The organism is Sorangium sp. So ce119, from assembly GCF_051524405.1.
In the GTDB taxonomy this organism is placed as follows: Bacteria; Myxococcota_A; Polyangia; order Polyangiales; family Polyangiaceae; genus Sorangium; species Sorangium cellulosum_G.
The window spans coordinates 8,867,153-8,884,148 of sequence record NZ_CP150310.1 but is presented as its reverse complement, the minus strand read 5'-3'; the positions used below and the strand labels follow the sequence as shown (position 1 = coordinate 8,884,148).

Below are 16,996 nucleotides of genomic sequence, written 5' to 3'. Positions count from 1 at the left end.
TCGCGACCGGGTCGAGCGCCACGTGACGCGGCGGCACGCGGGCGCCGGAGCGGAGCCGTGATGGACGACGATCGCGAAGACGAGGACACGAGGAGGGACATCGCGCCCTACGTGCCGCGCCGGCCCGTGATGGCGGTGGTCGGCAACGGCCTCGCGCTGGACGCGGCGACCGAGGCCGTGTGCGTCGAGCTCGGGCGGCGCGCGGTCGAGGCGGGGTTCCGGCTCGTCACCGGCGGGCTCGGGGGCGTCATGGCCGCCGTCTCGCGCGGCGGGCGCGAGGCGGCGACGTGGCGCGACGGCGATATCCTCGGGATCCTGCCGGGGTACGAGGCGTCCGCGGCCAACCCGTACGTGGACATCGTCGTCCCGACCGGCCTGCAGATCGGGCGCAACATCCTCGTCGTCGCGGCGGCCGACGTCGTCGTGGCCGTGGGCGGGGGCGCGGGGACGCTGACCGAGATCGCCGTCGCCTGGCAGCTCGGCAAGCCGCTGCTCGCGCTCGCGCCGACCGGGGGCTGGGCAAGGCAGCTCGCCGGAGGGCGCGTGGACGACAGGCGCTCGGATCGCATCGCGTCCGTCGAGAGCGCGGAAGAGGCCGTCGCCATGGCGTGGGACCTCGCGGGCCGCGGCCGCGCCGGGAGCGGCCGCATCTGAACGGCGAGTCCTGAGGAATCCCCTCACCTTGCAGCCCTTTTCAGCGGAGAAATTGAACAGGGAGGCGGGGAGGCGGGGAGTATGTTGAAGATCTCCTCCCCGTCTCCCTGTGAATTTCCTCAAGGAATTCGAGGGGATACCTCGATGGCGAGGCGGGAGAGATCAGGGCCCCGTGAAGAGCGAGGAGACGTGGATCTTTACCAGCGGATCGGTCGCCTCGGTGTAGACGACCTCGCTGGCCCCGCCGATGTGCCGGCGCACGATGACGTCCTCGAGCACGCCAGTACCGCCCCCGAACTGCAGCAAGGCGCCGCACCCGTCGAGCTTTGATGTGTACGCGCTGACCTGCACCGCGCCCGCCGGCAGCGGGGGAAAGGCGCCGAGGCGGGTCGCGGCGCCGTCGCCGTCGACCTGCCAGAGCTCCTGGCTGCCGCCGTCGTCGGTCGGCCGCTCCGACTCGAGCACCAGGAGGAAGCTGTCCGGCGCCCTGGCGCGCACGGTGTGGAGCAGCCGGTCCCCCGGAAGGCCGGTGATCGGCAGCGACGTCGACGTGGCGAGGTGAACCACGCTCCGCGCGGCCAGCGCGAGATCGCCGTGGCCCAGGTGGAGCAGCGGATCCTCCGGATCGGCGTAGGCGACACGGCCGCTCTCGTCGTACCACGTGGCGTCGTCCGAACGGCAGCGGTACAGGACGGCGCCCGCCGGCGAGACGAGGAACCCGGTGAGCGGCGCGAGCCCGTCGGCGCACCGGGGCGTGAGCAGGACAGGATCGTTGTCGAGCGGCGCCGCCGGATAGTCGTTGCCACGAAAGAGGCAGTCGTCGCAGCGGAACTCGCGGAGCAGGTCCTCGAAGACGTTGGTGTAGAGAAGGCGCCCGTCGGAGGGGCGGATTCGCGCGCTCCGCTCGTCGACGTGGCAATGGAACCCCACGACGGCCGACTCCGGCGAGCTCCAGTGCGCCACCGCGTCCTGGCCGCAGCTCCCCTCCGACAGCGTGCCAGCGAGGTAGACCTGGTCGGGGTCGAGCACGTCGCCGGTGACCGCCGCGGACGCTCCGCTGCAGTCCGGCGCGCCGCCGCCAGCGTCACCGCCGCCGGCGCCTGCTCCGCCATCGCCGGCGCCACCGCCACCCGCCACCGCGCCGCTGCCCGCGACTCCGCTGCTGCCGCCACCGCCGCCTGCATCCCCGCCGCCGCCCGCACCTGCGCCGCTGTCGTCGCCGTCGATGATTGCGTCCACGACGCTGTACTCACCTCCGGCGCCGTCCGCGCCCCCGGAGCTTCCAGGCTCCGCCCCGCCCGTGCCGTCCGCCGTCTCGCTTCCCGCGCCGCCGCCGCCCGCGCTGGGAGCGTGCGCGTCGCCGCCGCTCGCGGCTCCGTCGTCCCGGATCATGGCTCCTCCCGAAGCGCATGCCGGTAGCAGGAGGAAGACCGATGCTCTGGCGACAGTGCGCATGACGTGACCTTCTTGAGCAGCGCGACACGCCTCTCATGACATGACGAGAGTTGAAGAGCGGAGATGGCCAGTGGCGATGGCCATCATGGCGTGAGCCGTCGAGCGCGTCGACCTCCACGCATCGATACCGCGGCTCTATCTCTCCGGTGAAGCGCGCGAATCTGCCGTGCGCGCAGCGCCGGCGGCGCGCGGCCCTGCGCGCGGGGCGGACCGGCGCGCGCGCGGCGCCTCCTCGATGTGCCGTGTCACGGCGCGATGTCCGGCGGGCGCGCGGCGCCGCCCTCGCGCGATCCGACCGGCTGGCACGCCGTGCTAGGCTCGGCGCCGATGTCGGGAGCGGAAGACGAAGAGACGCAGCGGCTGAGGGCCCGTGTCGGGACGACCGTGCGCGGGAAATGGCGGCTCGACGCGCTGATCGGGGCGGGGGGAATGGCGGCCGTGTACGCGGCCACCCATCACGTGGGGCACCGCGTGGCCATCAAGATCCTGCACCCGGAGGGCGCCGTGTCCCGCGACCACCGCGCCCGCTTCGAGCAGGAGGCGCTCGCCGCCGCGCGGCTCGGGCACCCGGCCGCGGTCCAGGTCCTCGACATCGACGTGACCGAGCACGGCGAGCCGTTCCTCGTGATGGAGCTGCTCGACGGCGAGAGCCTCCGCGAGCGCGCGCTGCGGCTCGGCGGGGTCGCCTTGCCCGAGCTCCTGGCCCACGTGGACACGCTCCTCGAGGTGCTCCGGGCCGCGCACGACGCCGGCATCGTCCACCGGGACATCAAGCCCGACAACCTCTTCGTGACCCGCGACGGGCGCCTCAAGGTGCTCGATTTCGGGATCGCGCGCATGAAGCAGGGCGGCGCCGGGCTGAAGACGCGCACGGGCGCGGTGCTCGGCACGACGAGCTACATGGCGCCGGAGCAGATCCTGGGCCGGGACGTGGACGGCCGGGCCGACCTGTACGCGGTGGGGGCGACGATGTTCACCCTCCTGACGAGCCGTCGACTCCACGACGCGCTCACCGAGGGAGAGCTCCTCGTGAAGATGAGCACGACGCCGGCCCCGCCGCTCGCGGCCGTCGCGCCCGGCGTGGATCCGCGCGTCGCGCGCGTCGTGGACCGCGCGCTCGCCTTCGCGATCGAGCAGCGGTATCCGGACGCGCAAACCATGCTCGCCGACGTGCGCGCCGTGCGCCGCGGCGAGGAGCCCCCCTTCGCGACGGCGGCGATGGCCGGCGGCGACGAGCGCACGCGCGTGCGCGGCCGGTCGATCCCCGACGGACCGCCCATCGTGGCGCCCCTGCCCGGCGCGAACCCGCCGGCCATGGCGATCCCGGCCGCGCCCGTCGCCGCATCGGCCGTCGCGCCTGCCGTCCCGGCAGCGGCGCCGCCGGGCGCGTTTCACGCGGGCGCGCGCGCCGCGCCGGGGCCGCGCGCGCCGGGGTCGCCGCCGCAGCTCGCCATCGTCGCCGGGGCGGCGGTGCTCCTCTTCTGTGTCGGCCTCGGGGCGGCGCTGCTGCTCTGGCGCTCCCGCGACCAGGGCGCCGGCGACGCTCCCGAGGGCGGCGCGCCGACGCCGGTGTCCCTCAAGGACGTCCCCCGCGCCGCGAGCTCCCTGGCGCCCGCGGCCGACGCCGGCGGCTGCCGGCCGGGCGTGCCGTGCACCTGCGCGCCCGGCACGCCGGGCAACGTGCCGACGAGCTGCCAGCTCACCTGCGGCGAGGCGCCCGGCTGCAGGCCGAGCTGCTCCGATCGCGACGTCTGCGAGAGCCGCTGCGCCGGCGGCTGCCGGTCCTCCTGCGATCACAGCAAGGCGTGCGACACGCGTTGTACGGACGACTGCGTCGTCGACTGCCGTCACGTCGAGACGTGCCAGGCGACCTGCGGCGCGGGGTGCAAGTATACCTGCGAGAACGCGGGCAAGTGCGTCCCCGTCGTCGGCGAGGGGAGCGTCGTGACATGCAATCAGGTCGGGCTCTGCGAGGTGACCTGCACGGGCTCGTGCGCGGTGAAGTGCTCCGCCACCGGGCAAGGGTGCCCGATCACGTGTCAGGGCCAGGGGCCGGCGAAGCGGTGCGCCGACGGCCGCAAGGCGTGCGGAGACGGCTGCTCGCTGCCGCAGTGAGGCACGGACATCGCGCCAGGCGACGAGGCAGCAGGGCGGCGGATCAGCGCGCCCTTCGCTTCGACCAGTCTTCGATCTCGAGATCCTTGAACCGAGCGAAATCCTTCGTATTTGCGGTCACGAGGACGAGCTCGTTCGCGTGCGCGATGGCCGCGATCTGCCCATCCACGTAGGGCGCAGCCGAGCCGAGCTCCTCGAGGCGCGCGCGCTCGGCGCCATGCCATGCTGCCGCCGCGTCGTCGTAGGGCAGGATCGGGAACGAGGCGCGCACGACCTCCTCGAGGTAAGCCTCGAGCGCGGTCCGCCGGCGCCCGCGTGGGAGCCGCCTGCACCCGTACACGAGCTCATGCCACACGGGCGCCCCGATCGCGCACTCCTGAGCGTGCAGCTCGAGTCGACGCACGATCTCCGGGCTCGGCTTGCTCGCCACCGGAGCCGACACGATGTTCGTGTCCAGGAGGAATCTCAGGGTCACAGCGCGACCTTGCGCCCCGGGCCCGCCGCGCGGAGGGAGTCGAAGTAATCGCGATCGACGCCGACCTCCTCCAGCCGGAATCTCTCCAGAAAACGCCTGTATGCTTCGGAGAAGCTCGGCCGCTCGGAGCGCAAGGCGTCGTACTCCTGGCGCGAGAGCACGACCGCTATCGGCTTGCCCCGGCGCGTGAGCTCGATCGTGCTGCCTGCCTCGACCTCATCGACGATGGTCGGCAGGTTGGCCCGGGCCTCTGCAATGGAGTAACGCTTCGTCATGTCGAAGTGTACATCTTCATGTACACCTATTCAAGCCTCTCCGCGCCTCAGAGCCGCGCCTTGCGCAGTGCGAGCAGCCAGTCGTTGAGCTCGTCCTGGTTGCGCGGCTCCTCCGGCAGCACGGCCCGATCGTGGGCGGCCTCGAGGGCGGTGAAGGCCCGGGAGATCTGCTCGGTCCAGCGCGCGGAGGCCTCGGGGGAGAGCGCCGACTTCTCGCCGGCCCGCTTGGCCTCGATCAGCTCGCGCGCGGCGCCGAAGCCGTAGAGATCGAGCAGCGCTGTCACGTCGGTGACGATCTCGCCTGTCCGCAGCGCGTGGGCGCCGGTCAGCGTCGTCCTGAGCACGTAGAGGAGCTTCTTCGCCGACGTGCGCCCGCCCGTCTCCCAGGCGCGGAGCTGGCTCGTGGCGAAGCCGACGTAGTGGCGGAAGATCCGGCGCGAGAGGGCCTCGGCGACGAGCGGGCGGAGCGAGGCGAGATCGGGATCGATGTGGAGCTGGAGGGGGCCGAGGATCCGCTCGATGTAGTTGCCGTTGCCCTGGAGGACGCCGAGGAGGACGGGGTGGATCTCGTTCGAGGTGTAGTCGATCTCGACGCCGTCGATGACCTCCATGCGCGTCGGGCTCGCGCCGCTGCGGAGCAGGCCGAGCAGCTTCTCGGTCGGCTCGACGTGCACCGCCTTGAGGTCGAGATCGCTGTCCGGGGAGGGGAAGCCGTACGCGTGCGCGCCGCTGAGGGTGACGACGAGGTGCGGGCGCTTCGCCTCTTCCTCGGCGATGACGCGGGCCGCGACCTCCTGCTGATGTGCCTCGAGCACCTGGGTGTTCATGCCTCGTCCTTTCTCTCGTCGTCGCCAGCGGCGCGGCCGCGCGCCGGGCCCGCGTCCCCGTCGTCCCAGACGGCGACGGGCGCGGGGGGAGCGTCCTTGCCGAGCGGCCCCGGCGCCGCGGCGACGTGCCGCCGGGCGACCTCCTCGCGGATGCGCCGGAGGAGCGCGTCGGCGCGGGGCACGTCGGGGTGGGGCGGCAGCTTCGTCGCGAGCCGCGCGGCCTCGAGCTCGGGCGTCATCGCCTCGGCGAGCTCGATCGTCCGGTCGAGCGGCCAGGCGCCGGCCTTGATGGCGAGGAGCGTCTCGCGCAGCTCGCCCTGCACGACGAGGTCGACCTCGCCGTCGCGCAGCCAGCGGATGGCGGTCGCGATGAGGCGCACGAGGTTGTAGGCGTTCTTGGGGCGGAGGTCGCGGGCGGTGTCGAGCGACGCGCTCCTGCCCGCGCGCGCGAAGGCGGCGAGCGAGGCGAGGTCGCGCGCGGGCAAGAGGCCCTGGTCGTGGAGCGAGCGGTAGAGCTGCTTGACGTACTCCTTCGCCTGGAGCTCCCGGTCGGCCTCGGTCGGCGCGGCGCGCGGGCTGATGGCGGCGAGCTTCCGGGCGATGTCGTCGAGCGACAGCGCGGGGTCGTCCGCGAGCCAGTCGAGCACGCGTTCGCGGTGCTCGGCGAGCCGGTGCGCCTGCGAGAGCCGCTTGAGCTGCGAGAGCGCGTAGCGGCCGAAGCTGCCGTAGATGGCCGACGAGACGAACGCGTCGCGCGCCTCGAGGATCCAGGCGCCGATCTCGTCGCGCGGCTCGGCGGTGTGGACGAAGAGCAGCTCGAGGGTGTTCGGATCGGCGCGCAGGGCCTGCCGGAGGGCCTTCTCGACCTCCCAGTACGAGGCGCTGCCGTCGGCGCTCACGAGGTCCCGCGGCGGCTCGGCGAGGCCCGTGGTCCAGGGGAAGGGGAGGGCGAAGACGCCGCGCCGGTCGGTGTCGGACCCCTCGTGCGCGAGCCCCCACGCGCGCGACCCCACGACGGCCTCGAGGACGACGGCGGGCAGGAGCGCGTCCCAGGCGGCGCTGCGCCGCTCCGCGTGCCGCACCTGTCCGGTCTTGCGCGGGACGAGCTCGTCGCGGCGGTAGCGGACGACGCCGACGCCGACGAGCATCACGTCGAGCTCCGCGCCCGCCGAGCCGACGACGCGCCCGATGGCGCCCTGCGGGACGCGGCGCTCGCCGAGGACGCGGTCGACCCGGGTGGTCACCTCGGTGCCGTGGGGCAGCGGGACGGCGAGCGGATCGAGGTGGGTGAGGCCGCGAAGGCGGAGCTCCATGCGAGGACGCTACCATGCGGGGCGGCGTCATGGCGGCCGGGGCAAGTGGGCCGGAGCGCGGTGTGGCCACGGGAGCACCCGACCGTCGGCGCCAGCCATCTAGGTCGCCGATCTGGACTGACGAGCTCGACCCAGTTCCCTGGCCTTCGGCTCATGCGCGGCGGTGGATGTTGCCTCGCGGTGACCACGGGCAAGCGGTCGATCTGCCGGCGTCCTAGAGCCCGATGCGCACCGAGCGGAAGCGAGCCTGGTGTGGTACAGTATGGGGCATGCAGCTCATCGCGCCGGTCAAGGTCTTCTTATCATATGCTTACGAAGACGAGGTATTTGCTGGTGAGCTCGCGGCGCACCTGCTCCCTCTTGCCAAGCATGGCGAGATCAGTCTGTGGCATGACCGGATGGTGTTGATGGGGGAGCATGTGGAGGAACTCCACAAGCAACACCTAGCAGCAGCGCAGATGATCATTCTTCTGGTCAGCGCCGATTACTTCGCATCCGAGCGTACCGCTGAGGACTGCGATGTTGCGCTGCAGAGGCGACACGCCGAATCAGTGCAGGTGGTTCCAATCCTCGTTCGCCCATGTTTGTGGGATTATACCCCATTGGGAAAATTGCAGTTTTTCCCTCGGAATGTTGTGCCTGTTGCTCAATGGACAAACCGGGACGAGGCATGGTCAGAGATCGCCAAGGAAATTCAGATATTACTGCGGTTCGCCGCCAGTCGTATCGAGCCGCAGCGTGGCGCTGGTGCGCCTGAACAGCTTCGCTACATTGGCGACATCTTCCAGGCATTCGGCCAGCCCGACATCACGTTCGTGGAGCCAGCTCAACTCCCGCGCCTGCGGGCATACCTGCAAGTGATGGGCCAAGGGCTGGTGGTGGAAGGACCGAGCGGGGTCGGAAAGACGACGGTCGTGAAGAGGACGCTCCGTGATCTCAAGGTAAGGGAGCAGGAGTGGCTTCTTGGCCAACGAGAAAGTGACCGCCAGAAGCTGGATGAATTGCTCTCGGCTGGATTTCGAGGTCATCTTATAATCGACGACTTTCACCGTCTCGATCGAGCGCGTCAGGAACGCGTGGCCGATGAGATGAAGATTATTGCGGATAGCGATGATCGTAAGTCGAAGATCACCGTGATCGGGATCAATCCGATCGGTGATTCGCTCGTTAGGGCGCTGAGCGATCTCGCTGGTCGATTTGAGTCAATTGCGATGAGTAGACAGCCGGACGAGAAGGTTTCCGAACTCATCCAGAAGGGGGAGCACGCCGCTAATATCGTGTTCAGGCGGAGAGAGGAGTTTGTTGCCGCCGCGGCGGGTAGTTTCTTTACTGCGCAGCAGCTATGTTACGAGGCTGCGTTCAAGGCCAACATCGATATGACTGCGCCAAGGTTGACGCACGTCGATGTGGGCTTTCGCGATGTGGTTGACGTCGTCATAAAGAACCTCGACAGTCGATACTTTAGCGATCTGCGGAGCTTCGCCTGTCATGATGAGACGACACCTCCTCGCGGTGCGACCTTGGCCCTGCTCTGGCTGCTCGGTCAGAGTAGCGATGGACACGTTACTCTGGAAGATATTCGCTACCGGTTCGCAGATCCTGATGTCCGCAGCGCACTGGATCGCTTGAAGAGCGGCTACTTAGCACAACTTTTTGAGCAGATTCCTGATCTGAAGAGCCTCTTCTTCTACAATCAAAACGCTGGCGTGCTGAGCCTGGAGGACCCACGGCTTGTGTTTTACCTGCGTCACATGCCGTGGCCAAGCTTCATCACAAAGACAGGGCATCAGGACGCATCTATAGACGCTAAAGGAGAACTCGTTTTTTCTAGGAAGAGGAAGAGTCTGCAGTATCGCCAGCATGCTGAACAGAATGCGGCATGCATACTCCACCTATCGGATTTGCACTTCAGTCAACTGTCGCAGGCTGATATCTGGTATGGACAGCTCGCCGATGATCTGCAGGAGCTCGGGTGCGACCACATAGATGCTCTTGTGCTCTCCGGAGATCTAACGCAGCGCGCTGACAGCGTCGAGTTCGATGCCGTTCGACGCTTCCTATTGAATATCAGTACGGAGATGCGGCTCTCTCCAGGGCAGGTCGTGATTGTGCCTGGGAACCACGACGTGAGCTGGCCGCGTTCGAAGGCTGCCTACAAGCTTCAGCGCCGGGAGAGCCTTGATGCACCGCCAGAGGTTGGCAAATTCATAGCACATGGCGCCGAGGTGCTCGAGGTGCGTGATGAATCGGCATATAAGAGGCGATTCGAGCCATTTGCCGAGTTCTACGGTCATGTTAAGGGGGTGCCTTATTCGCTGGATTACGAGGCGCAAATTGATGTGCAAGATTTTCCTGGGCTGGGATTGCTCGTGGTTGGTTTCAACTCCGCATGGGAAACTGATCATTTCTATGGTTCGCGTGTGAGCATTCATTCCGGCGCGTTGAATCATGCATTGGTTCGTATTCGTCGGAGCTCGGAATACGCTGGTCGGCTAAAGATCGCTGTGTGGCACCATCCGTTTTCGAGTCCTGATGAGGATCGAATCAAAGATTCTGGGTTTGTTGAGCGGCTCGCGCAGGCTGGATTTCGTCTTGTTCTCCACGGTCATATCCATAAGGCGGATCGCGGACTCTTTCGTTACGATATGACTCAAGAGGGGCGGCGCCTCGACTTCGTGGCTGCCGGCACCTTCGGCGCCCCGACACGGGACTGGGTGCCGGGAATTCCTCTGCAGTATAATTTGCTGCGAATATCGAAAGAAAAGGTCGTGGTGGAAACGCGCCGACGCGAGCAGCTGAACGGTGCCTGGCAGCCTGACGCACGCTGGTTGCAAGGCCCAGGCAAGGATCCCCTGCCTCGCTATGAGATCAATCTGAGCGGGGAACATGCAACCGAATAGGCTGCCTGTGGACGTGCTTGGAAGAAGCGAGCCTGATACTTCAGTCTAGCATCGTGGCGTCTGCGAAAAGTACCAGCGCGATGTGGCAACCCGGACCCAGGTTGGGGTCGCGGCGTCAGGGCGCCAGCAGGACGGCCTTGTGCCGCGCCAGGAAGCTCCGCACGTCCTCGGCGGGCTTGCCGGTGAGCTCCTCCACCGCCCTCGTGGCCACATCCAGCGTGCCGCGCGCGATCGCTGCGTCGAAGGAGGCGAACAGGGTGGCTGTCGCGGCGGGCATGCCGGCCTGCTGCATGCCCTGCTCCAGCGCCTCGCGCGGGACGGGGACGTAGGCGAGCGGCTTGCCCGTGAGGTCCGCGGCGATCCGGGCGATCTCGCCCTGAGAGACGGCGGCCGGGCCCGTGATGTCGAGCACGCGCTTGCCGTCGAAATCGGCCGACAGCGCCGCGGCGGCCGCGCGGGCGCAGTCCTCGCGCGTGACGTAGCCGGCCTTGCCGTCGCCGGCCGCGGCGACGAGCTGGCCCGTCGAGAGCGCGCGCCGCAGCGACGCCACGAGGAAGTCGGCGTAGAGGTTGTTGCGCAGCACGGTGACGCCGAGCCCGCTCTCCGCGAGCGCGTCCTCGGTGGCCTGGTGGTCGGGCGCGATCGTGACCGGCGACTCCGGACCGGGGTTGGTCAGCGACGTGTAGACCACGTGCCGCACGCCCGCCTTCACCGCGGCCGCTATCGCGCTCCGGTGCTGCGCGACGCGCCGGCCCGGGCGGTCCAGGGCGTCGGTGCTGATGAGCAGCAGCCGCGCCGCGCCGGCGAACGCCTCCGCGAGCGACGCGGGAGCGTCGAAGTCGGCGCGCCGCACCTCGACGCCGCGGGCGCGGAGCTCGCCGAGCCTCTCCGGGTGACGGGTCGTGACGATGAGGGGGCCCGCGCCCTGCGCGAGCAGGAGATCGACGACGCGCCGCCCGAGCTGGCCGCCGGCGCCGGTGACGAGGAGAGGCTGAGACATGATGAGAGCTCCTTGTGACGAGGTTGAGCGGATGTTGGGTCTGTCTCGTTCCTGGTTCAATGAGCGAAACTTGGTTAGTATGTTCCGGAATGGGAACAATGGACCTGAACCACCTCGCCGTGTTCGCGGCCGTCGCCGAGACGGCGAGCTTCACGGCGGCGGCGCGCCAGCTCGGGGTGCCCAAGTCGACCGTCAGCCGGGGCATCGCGTCGCTGGAGGCGTCGCTCGGCGTGCGCCTCTTGCAGCGGACGACGCGCAGCGTGGCGCTCACGACGGCGGGGCAGGCGCTCGTCGATCGCATCGGCTCACGGCTCAGGGCGCTGACGGAGGCGATCGAGGGGCTCCCGGAGCTCGGGGACGAGCCGTCGGGCTCGCTGCGGCTCACCGCGACGGCGGACTTCGGGACCGAGGTGCTGGCGGAGATCCTCGCCGGCTTCTGCCGTCGCTACCCGCGCATCGCGCTGGAGATGCACCTGTCGAGCCGGCCCGTGGATCTGGTGAAGGAGGGGTACGACGCTGCCTTCCGGTTCCTCGGGAAGAAGCCCCGGGACTCGACGCTTGTCGCGCGCAAGGTGGGCGAGCTGGAGATGCAGCTCTACGCCTCGCCCGCGTACCTGGCCGCGCGGGGGACGCCGAGGACGCTGGACGACCTCGCGGAGCACGACTGCGTGGCGCTCACGGGGACGAGCCCGTTCGCGCGCGACGAGGCCTCGGGCGCCCGCGCGCGGCTCCGCGTCCGGCTGCTCGCGGACGACGGGTTCTTCGCGCGCGAGGCGGTGCGCCACGGCGTCGGGATCGGCATGTTCCCCGCGTTCCTTGTGCAGCAGGACGTGCTCAACGGGACGCTCGTCCGCGTGCTCCCGCGCTGGACGATGCCGATGGGCGGCGTGTTCCTGGTGTTCCCGAGCGGCCGGCACCTGCCGAAGAAGACCGCCGCCCTGCGGGATCACGTGGTGGAGGCGCTGCGCGTGCGGCTCAAGGCACGTGGGGGGCGCGCGGGCGAGAGCTAGCGCCTCGGACTCCCGCCAGGGCTGTGCCTGGAGAGCAGAGAAAGAGATTTCAACGCAAAGGCGCAAAGACGCAAAAATACATTAACTATTTGTTTCTTTTTTTCTGCGCCTTTGCGCCTTTGCGCCTTTGCGTTGATCTCTCCCTCTCTTCGGATCCCTGGCCGGACATCTGGTGCGTGCAGCGCGCTGGCGTTGTGAGCCGACCCAGGTTGATGTCGAGGTCCGCGCGCGTGGCACGGGTCTCGCAAGCTCGCTGGAAAGATCGCGCCCTGGAAGGAGGCCCCCCATGGATCACGACCGCTTCGTCGAGGAAGTGCAGCGCCGCGCCGGCTTCGAGACCCGCGGCGAGGCCGAGCGCGCCATCGCGGTGACCGCGCGGACGCTCGGCGAGCGGCTGCTCGAGGACGAAGCCGCCTCCATCGCGACCGAGCTGCCCGAGCCGGTCGCCGCCGCGCTGCGCGGCGCGACCTACCAGGGCGACTTCGACCGCGACGAGCTCTACGACCGCACCGCCCGCCGCGAGGGCGCGCCGCGCGGCTTCGGCATGGAGCACGCCCAGGCCGTGTGCGCCGTCATCGGCGAGGCGCTGCCCGAGCCCGCGCGCCTGCGACTGCAGCGGCACCTGCCGGACTGGGCGGACCTCTTCGCCCCGCGCGCCGCCGGAGCGCCCCCTCCGCGGCCGGTCCACGCACCGGCGCCGCCCGACCCCGGCCACGGCTCGTCGCTCGCCACCGGGCGGCCCGGCAGCCGCCACCCCCTGAGCGAGGCGCGCCCCGAGCCGGCGCACGCGCAGTCGGTCGCCCGGTCGGACGACCCGCACGCGGAAACCAGGCTCTCGAGCAGCCCGGGGCTGACGCAGGAGCGCCTCCGCGACACCCTGGCCGAGGGGCGGCCCGGCCCCGAGCGCCCCATCAGCGAGACGCAGCGCTGAGCGGCGCGCTCAGGTCCGCGGTAAAATCGCAGCGCCGCTGTAATATCAACAATCGACACCGACCCGTGCCCGAACCGGGCCCCTCGCGTTCTATCTAGTCGAAGGGGCCGGCAACGGCGGTTCCTTCCCGGGCGCCGCGCGCCGCGCTGCGAAACGGCAGGCGCCTCGCCATCCATCCAGGAGAGCTCCGCCGCCGACGACCGCCCCACGGCGGCGACGGCAGCGCTGCGCGCATGGCCCTCTCCCGGGTGACTGGCCCGCTCATTCACCCTCTCATCAACCAATCTTCCAATCATCCATCGTTGTTTGCTTTCCAAGGAGGAATGTCATGCAGCTTCGTTCGATCTTCTCGCTCGCGCTCCCGGTCCTTCTCGCCGCCTGCGGCGACTCCCAGGTGGGCTCCGACTATGAGGGCGAGTCTCTCCTGACCGTCAAGGGCACCATCGTCAATGAGCTCGACGAGGCGCCCGAGGGGCCGGTCGACGCCGTGCTGGTCTGGAACAGCGTGACGACCGACACGGAAAACGAGAACTTTCCCGTCCGTACGACGGTGACCGGGAGCTTCCCCGCTGCCTTCTCGCTGTCGATTCATGCGCCCCCGCCCGAGGAGTCGCTCAACGATCTCACCGAGGTCGGTCTCGTCGACACCCGGGTCGGCATCGCCACCATCGAAGCGGCGTTGAACGAGGAGTCCGCCGGGGAGGGGAGCGGGCTCGGCGTCGACGAGCACCATGTGATCGTGTACGTGGAGAGCGAGATGGACGAAGACGGCTTCTGGTCGAATTTCTTCGGCGGGCCGCTCGCCCCTGGATTCCATGTCATGGACGTGCTCTCCCGGGAAGGTGAGGTGGACGCAGAGCAGCAGGCGGCCTTCGACGCCTGCAACGCCGCGGCGACCACGGAGGCGGAGCACAACGCCTGCTACGGGTATGACGCGAAGATCAAGGTCCGCCCCTCCGCAGGCGGGCCGAGCACGTCGCTCACCGTCCGGATGGCGCCTTCCGAGGATTTGACATACCCCGACTGGCACTGATCGTGGTACACGCTCCGACGTGGATGATCGGCTGGCGCGGGTGGCCCTGATCGAGGCGGCTTACCGCCAGCACGGGCACATCGTGCTGCGACGGGCGCGGCGGCTCCTCGGCAACGAGCAGGAGGCGCGGGAGATCCTTCAGGATGTCTTCGCCTCCCTGCTCGGCGAGCCCGGGCAGCTCGACGGGAAGGGCCCGATGGTGAGCTGGCTCTACGGCGCCACGACGCACGCCTGCCTGAACCGCATCCGCGATCGGAAGAACCGGCTGCGCCTCCTCGACACCCACGTTGCGCCCATGCAAGAGGAGAGCGTGGCGCCGCGCGCCGAGGCGGCGCTGCTGACACGGGAGCTCCTCGCGCAGCTCCCGGGCGACCTCGCGCAGGTCGCCGTCCACTACTTCTCCGACGAGATGACCCACGAGGAGATCGCGCGCGTGATGGGCTGTTCCCGCCGGCACGTCGGCGACCTGCTGGAGCGGCTCAAGGCCGCGGTCTCCGAGCAGACGAGAGAGGGGGTTTCGAGTTCATGACGCCAGCGCGACCCGAAGGGTGCCTCTCGGAGCTGAGGCTCGATGAGCTCACGGCGGGCCAGCTCGACCCCGCCGCCGCGCAGGAGGCGCGCGCGCACGTGGCCGGCTGCGCGCGGTGCGCGGCGCGGCTGTCGGAGATCGAGGCGGCGCGGGACGCGTTCGCGGCGTCGGCGCCGCCGCTGCGGCTCGATCGCGGCGCCCCGCAGGAGCGCGCCGCGAGCGCCGCGAGCGCCACGACGAAGAAGCGCCCGCCGCGGCGATGGCTGGCGCCCGCCGCAGCCAGCGCGCTCGCGGCCGCGGCGGCCGCGCTGCTCTTTTTCCGCACGTTCCCCGCGGCGCCGGATCCGGCGGGAGGACCGGCGGAGAGCCCCGGTGAGCGCATCAAGGGAGCGAACGGCATCGGCTTCTACGTGAAGCGCGGCGGGGCCGTCCAGCCCGGCGGGGCAGGCGAGCGGCTCCATCCCGGCGACGCGATCCAGTTCACGTACTCCGCCACGGAGGCGCGGTATCTCGTGATCCTGAGCGTCGACGGGGCGTCGCAGGCCAGCGTCTATTACCCGAGCGGCCCCGTCGCCGCGCGCATCGAGCCCGGCCGGAACGTCCTCCTCCCGCAGAGCACGGTGCTGGACGACACGCTCGGCGCCGAGCGGATCTACGGGCTGTTCTGCGCCGAGGCCGTCGCCGTCGAGCCGCTCCGGGCCGCGCTCGCGGCCCACCCCGACGCGCCTCCGGCCCCGCCCGGCTGCGACGTCGACGCGCTCACGGCGGAGAAGGTCGCGGGCGCGCCGTGATCCTCGGCCGCCCCGCCGCGCTCGCCGCGCTCGCGTGCGCCTGGGTCCTCGCCTGGGCGGCCCCGGCCGAGGCCCGGATCGAGCGCTTCGCGGTGCTCATCGGCAACAACGCCGGTGAGCGGGGCGAGGTGGAGCTCCGCTATGCGGAGGACGACGCGGCCAAGATGTACGACGTCCTCAAGGACCTCGGGGGCTTTCCCCCGGCGAACCTGGTGCTCCTGCGGGGCGAGGGCGCGGAGACGGTCCGGCGCACGCTCATCACCATGAACGACCGTGTCCGCGCGGCCGTGTCGAGCCCGGACACCGACGTCCTCTATCTCGTCTACTACTCCGGTCACGCCGACGCGAACGCCCTCCACCTCGGGCCGGCGCCGCTCTCGCTGACGGAGTTCGAGCAGCTCGTCCGCGGCTCGGCGGCCTCGGCGCGGCTCCTGATCGTCGACTCGTGTCGATCCGGGGCGCTGACGCGCGTCAAGGGCGGCACGAGCGCGCCGCCGTTCGTCATCAAGCTCGATCAGCGGCTCGCCGGGCAAGGCATGGTGACGCTCACGTCGAGCTCCGGGAACGAGGACGCCCAGGAGTCCGATGAGCTCAAAGGATCGTTCTTCACCCACGCCCTCGTCTCGGGGCTGCTCGGGACGGCCGACGCGGATCGCGACGGCGCCGTCTCCCTCGAGGAGGCCTATCGCCATGCCTACGAGAGCACCCTGCGCGCCACGAGCCGCACGTGGGCCGGCGCGCAACACCCCACCTTCCGTTACGATCTCCGCGGCCAGGGCAAGCTCATCTTGACAGAGCTGCCGGTGCACGCGTCGCTGCGGGGCGTGCTCCGGTTCCCGCTCGGCAGATCCTACCTGGTGATGCGGGACTCGAGCGAGGGCCCGGTGGCGGCCGAGGTGGGGGCGAGCGACGCGACGCGGACGCTCAGCCTGCGCCCCGGCCGCTACTTCGTGCGCGGCCGAGGCCCCGATTTCCTCCTGGAAGGGACCGTCGAGGCCGAGGCCGGGCAGACGACCGACGTGGGCGACGAGCGGCTGAGCCGCGTCACGTTCGCGCGGCTGGTGCGCAAGGGCGGCGGCGTCCGTGAGATCGCGCATGGGCCGGTGGCGGGCTATCAGTTCAGGACGCCGATCCTCCAGGGGAGCTCGTCGTGTCACGGAGGCTTCGTCGGTTACGCGGTCGAGCTCCAGCACCTCGGCGTCGCGACCCGGCTCAGCGCGTGTCACAGCGCCTTCCAGAACGAGCACCTGACCGCGAGCAACGATGACCTCGGCCTGGACGTGCGCCTGTCCCACGCCTGGGATCTGCCCGTTGTCACCCTCGGCGTCGGCGTGGACCTCGGCCTCGCCGTGATGAGGCAGCGGTTCGAGACGTCCGGCCACGCACCCGACCGCTACGGCCTGGCAGGGGCGTTCGGCGCCGGCGCCGGGGCGAACGTCGATCTCGTGGGAGGGTTCTACCTCGGCGTCGAGGGGGCAGCGCAGACGTACCTCTTCGAGCAGCAGCGCGCGGGCAGCGGCGAGGGCGAGATCGCCCCTTCCGTGGCGGCGCGGCTCCGGGTGGGCATCGGCATGAACCTCTGACGGCGCGCCCGCCGCCCGCCGTTTTCCGCTCGCGCCGACGCATCCGTTATAGTAGACGTGCCGTATCCAACGCGACGCGCGGAGTGGCCGCGCCCGCCGCTCGGG

At 70.1% G+C, this 16,996-nt stretch carries 15 protein-coding genes; 9 read left to right on the top strand and 6 right to left on the bottom strand.

Annotation, left to right across the window (positions count from 1 at the left end; translation table 11 throughout):
* The first annotated feature begins 60 nt into the window (after positions 1-60).
* Positions 61-654 (top strand): TIGR00725 family protein, encoded by a 594-nt coding sequence (locus tag WME76_RS33570; protein WP_437956310.1) that lies wholly within the window; start codon positions 61-63, stop codon positions 652-654.
* 162 nt (positions 655-816) lie between these two features.
* On the opposite strand, the gene WME76_RS33565 is transcribed toward WME76_RS33570, so the two are convergent.
* Entirely contained in the window at positions 817-2,046 is a 1,230-nt protein-coding gene (locus tag WME76_RS33565) for a hypothetical protein (protein WP_437956309.1), read from the bottom strand.
* A gap of 390 nt (positions 2,047-2,436) precedes the next feature.
* Between WME76_RS33565 and WME76_RS33560 the strand changes: the two genes are divergently transcribed.
* Complete coding sequence (locus WME76_RS33560) at positions 2,437-4,224, top strand: protein kinase domain-containing protein (protein WP_437956308.1); 1,788 nt, start codon at positions 2,437-2,439, stop codon at positions 4,222-4,224.
* 43 nt (positions 4,225-4,267) lie between these two features.
* Here WME76_RS33560 and WME76_RS33555 read toward each other — a convergent pair whose 3' ends face one another.
* The 4 genes from WME76_RS33555 to WME76_RS33540 are packed head-to-tail and all read right to left on the bottom strand — an operon-like array spanning position 4,268 to position 7,114.
* Positions 4,268-4,699, bottom strand: coding sequence for a type II toxin-antitoxin system VapC family toxin (locus WME76_RS33555; protein WP_437956307.1), 432 nt, complete (start codon positions 4,697-4,699; stop codon positions 4,268-4,270).
* A complete protein-coding gene (locus WME76_RS33550; RefSeq protein WP_437956306.1) occupies positions 4,696-4,974 on the bottom strand; it encodes a type II toxin-antitoxin system Phd/YefM family antitoxin in 279 nt (92 codons plus the stop codon). The genes WME76_RS33555 and WME76_RS33550 overlap by 4 nt, the downstream gene beginning before the upstream one ends.
* A gap of 47 nt (positions 4,975-5,021) precedes the next feature.
* Positions 5,022-5,801, bottom strand: a complete 780-nt coding sequence (locus WME76_RS33545; RefSeq protein WP_437956305.1) for a nucleotidyltransferase domain-containing protein — start codon at positions 5,799-5,801, stop codon at positions 5,022-5,024.
* Positions 5,798-7,114, bottom strand: coding sequence for a DNA polymerase beta superfamily protein (locus WME76_RS33540; RefSeq protein WP_437956304.1), 1,317 nt, complete (start codon positions 7,112-7,114; stop codon positions 5,798-5,800). Before WME76_RS33540 ends, WME76_RS33545 begins: the two co-directional genes overlap by 4 nt.
* 269 nt (positions 7,115-7,383) lie before the next feature.
* Between WME76_RS33540 and WME76_RS33535 the strand changes: the two genes are divergently transcribed.
* Positions 7,384-10,014, top strand: coding sequence for a metallophosphoesterase (locus WME76_RS33535; protein WP_437956303.1), 2,631 nt, complete (start codon positions 7,384-7,386; stop codon positions 10,012-10,014).
* A 115-nt stretch (positions 10,015-10,129) separates the two neighbouring features.
* On the opposite strand, the gene WME76_RS33530 is transcribed toward WME76_RS33535, so the two are convergent.
* A complete protein-coding gene (locus WME76_RS33530) occupies positions 10,130-11,014 on the bottom strand; it encodes an SDR family oxidoreductase (protein WP_437956302.1) in 885 nt (294 codons plus the stop codon).
* An 89-nt stretch (positions 11,015-11,103) separates the two neighbouring features.
* Here WME76_RS33530 and WME76_RS33525 point away from each other — a divergent pair, with 89 nt between their 5' ends.
* The 6 genes from WME76_RS33525 to WME76_RS33500 all read left to right on the top strand — a co-directional run bounded on the left by WME76_RS33525 (position 11,104) and on the right by WME76_RS33500 (position 16,891).
* The gene (locus tag WME76_RS33525) at positions 11,104-12,024 is read left to right on the top strand and encodes a LysR family transcriptional regulator (protein WP_437956301.1); all 921 of its coding nucleotides are present in this window, start codon (positions 11,104-11,106) and stop codon (positions 12,022-12,024) included.
* A 286-nt stretch (positions 12,025-12,310) separates the two neighbouring features.
* Positions 12,311-12,955, top strand: coding sequence for a DUF2267 domain-containing protein (locus WME76_RS33520; RefSeq protein ID WP_437956300.1), 645 nt, complete (start codon positions 12,311-12,313; stop codon positions 12,953-12,955).
* Positions 12,956-13,283: 328 nt separating this feature from the next.
* Positions 13,284-13,988 (top strand): hypothetical protein, encoded by a 705-nt coding sequence (locus WME76_RS33515; protein WP_437956299.1) that lies wholly within the window; start codon positions 13,284-13,286, stop codon positions 13,986-13,988.
* Between the two features lie 19 nt (positions 13,989-14,007).
* Positions 14,008-14,517, top strand: a complete 510-nt coding sequence (locus WME76_RS33510) for an RNA polymerase sigma factor (protein ID WP_437956298.1) — start codon at positions 14,008-14,010, stop codon at positions 14,515-14,517.
* Positions 14,514-15,308, top strand: coding sequence for a DUF4384 domain-containing protein (locus tag WME76_RS33505; protein ID WP_437956297.1), 795 nt, complete (start codon positions 14,514-14,516; stop codon positions 15,306-15,308). Before WME76_RS33510 ends, WME76_RS33505 begins: the two co-directional genes overlap by 4 nt.
* Positions 15,305-16,891, top strand: a complete 1,587-nt coding sequence (locus tag WME76_RS33500; RefSeq protein WP_437956296.1) for a caspase family protein — start codon at positions 15,305-15,307, stop codon at positions 16,889-16,891. The genes WME76_RS33505 and WME76_RS33500 overlap by 4 nt, the downstream gene beginning before the upstream one ends.
* Positions 16,892-16,996: the final 105 nt, after the last annotated feature.

What these genes read in the sequence shown, in the direction of transcription:
- WME76_RS33525 (WP_437956301.1), top strand. Translation starts at nt 11,104, where the DNA reads ATGGGAACAATGGACCTGAACCACCTCGCCGTGTTCGCGGCCGTCGCC.
- WME76_RS33540 (WP_437956304.1), bottom strand. Translation starts at nt 7,114, where the DNA reads ATGGAGCTCCGCCTTCGCGGCCTCACCCACCTCGATCCGCTCGCCGTC.
- WME76_RS33535 (WP_437956303.1), top strand. Translation starts at nt 7,384, where the DNA reads ATGCAGCTCATCGCGCCGGTCAAGGTCTTCTTATCATATGCTTACGAA.
- WME76_RS33530 (WP_437956302.1), bottom strand. Translation starts at nt 11,014, where the DNA reads ATGTCTCAGCCTCTCCTCGTCACCGGCGCCGGCGGCCAGCTCGGGCGG.
- WME76_RS33505 (WP_437956297.1), top strand. Translation starts at nt 14,514, where the DNA reads ATGACGCCAGCGCGACCCGAAGGGTGCCTCTCGGAGCTGAGGCTCGAT.
- WME76_RS33545 (WP_437956305.1), bottom strand. Translation starts at nt 5,801, where the DNA reads ATGAACACCCAGGTGCTCGAGGCACATCAGCAGGAGGTCGCGGCCCGC.
- WME76_RS33520 (WP_437956300.1), top strand. Translation starts at nt 12,311, where the DNA reads ATGGATCACGACCGCTTCGTCGAGGAAGTGCAGCGCCGCGCCGGCTTC.
- WME76_RS33570 (WP_437956310.1), top strand. Translation starts at nt 61, where the DNA reads ATGGACGACGATCGCGAAGACGAGGACACGAGGAGGGACATCGCGCCC.
- WME76_RS33550 (WP_437956306.1), bottom strand. Translation starts at nt 4,974, where the DNA reads ATGACGAAGCGTTACTCCATTGCAGAGGCCCGGGCCAACCTGCCGACC.
- WME76_RS33565 (WP_437956309.1), bottom strand. Translation starts at nt 2,046, where the DNA reads ATGATCCGGGACGACGGAGCCGCGAGCGGCGGCGACGCGCACGCTCCC.
- WME76_RS33560 (WP_437956308.1), top strand. Translation starts at nt 2,437, where the DNA reads ATGTCGGGAGCGGAAGACGAAGAGACGCAGCGGCTGAGGGCCCGTGTC.
- WME76_RS33515 (WP_437956299.1), top strand. Translation starts at nt 13,284, where the DNA reads ATGCAGCTTCGTTCGATCTTCTCGCTCGCGCTCCCGGTCCTTCTCGCC.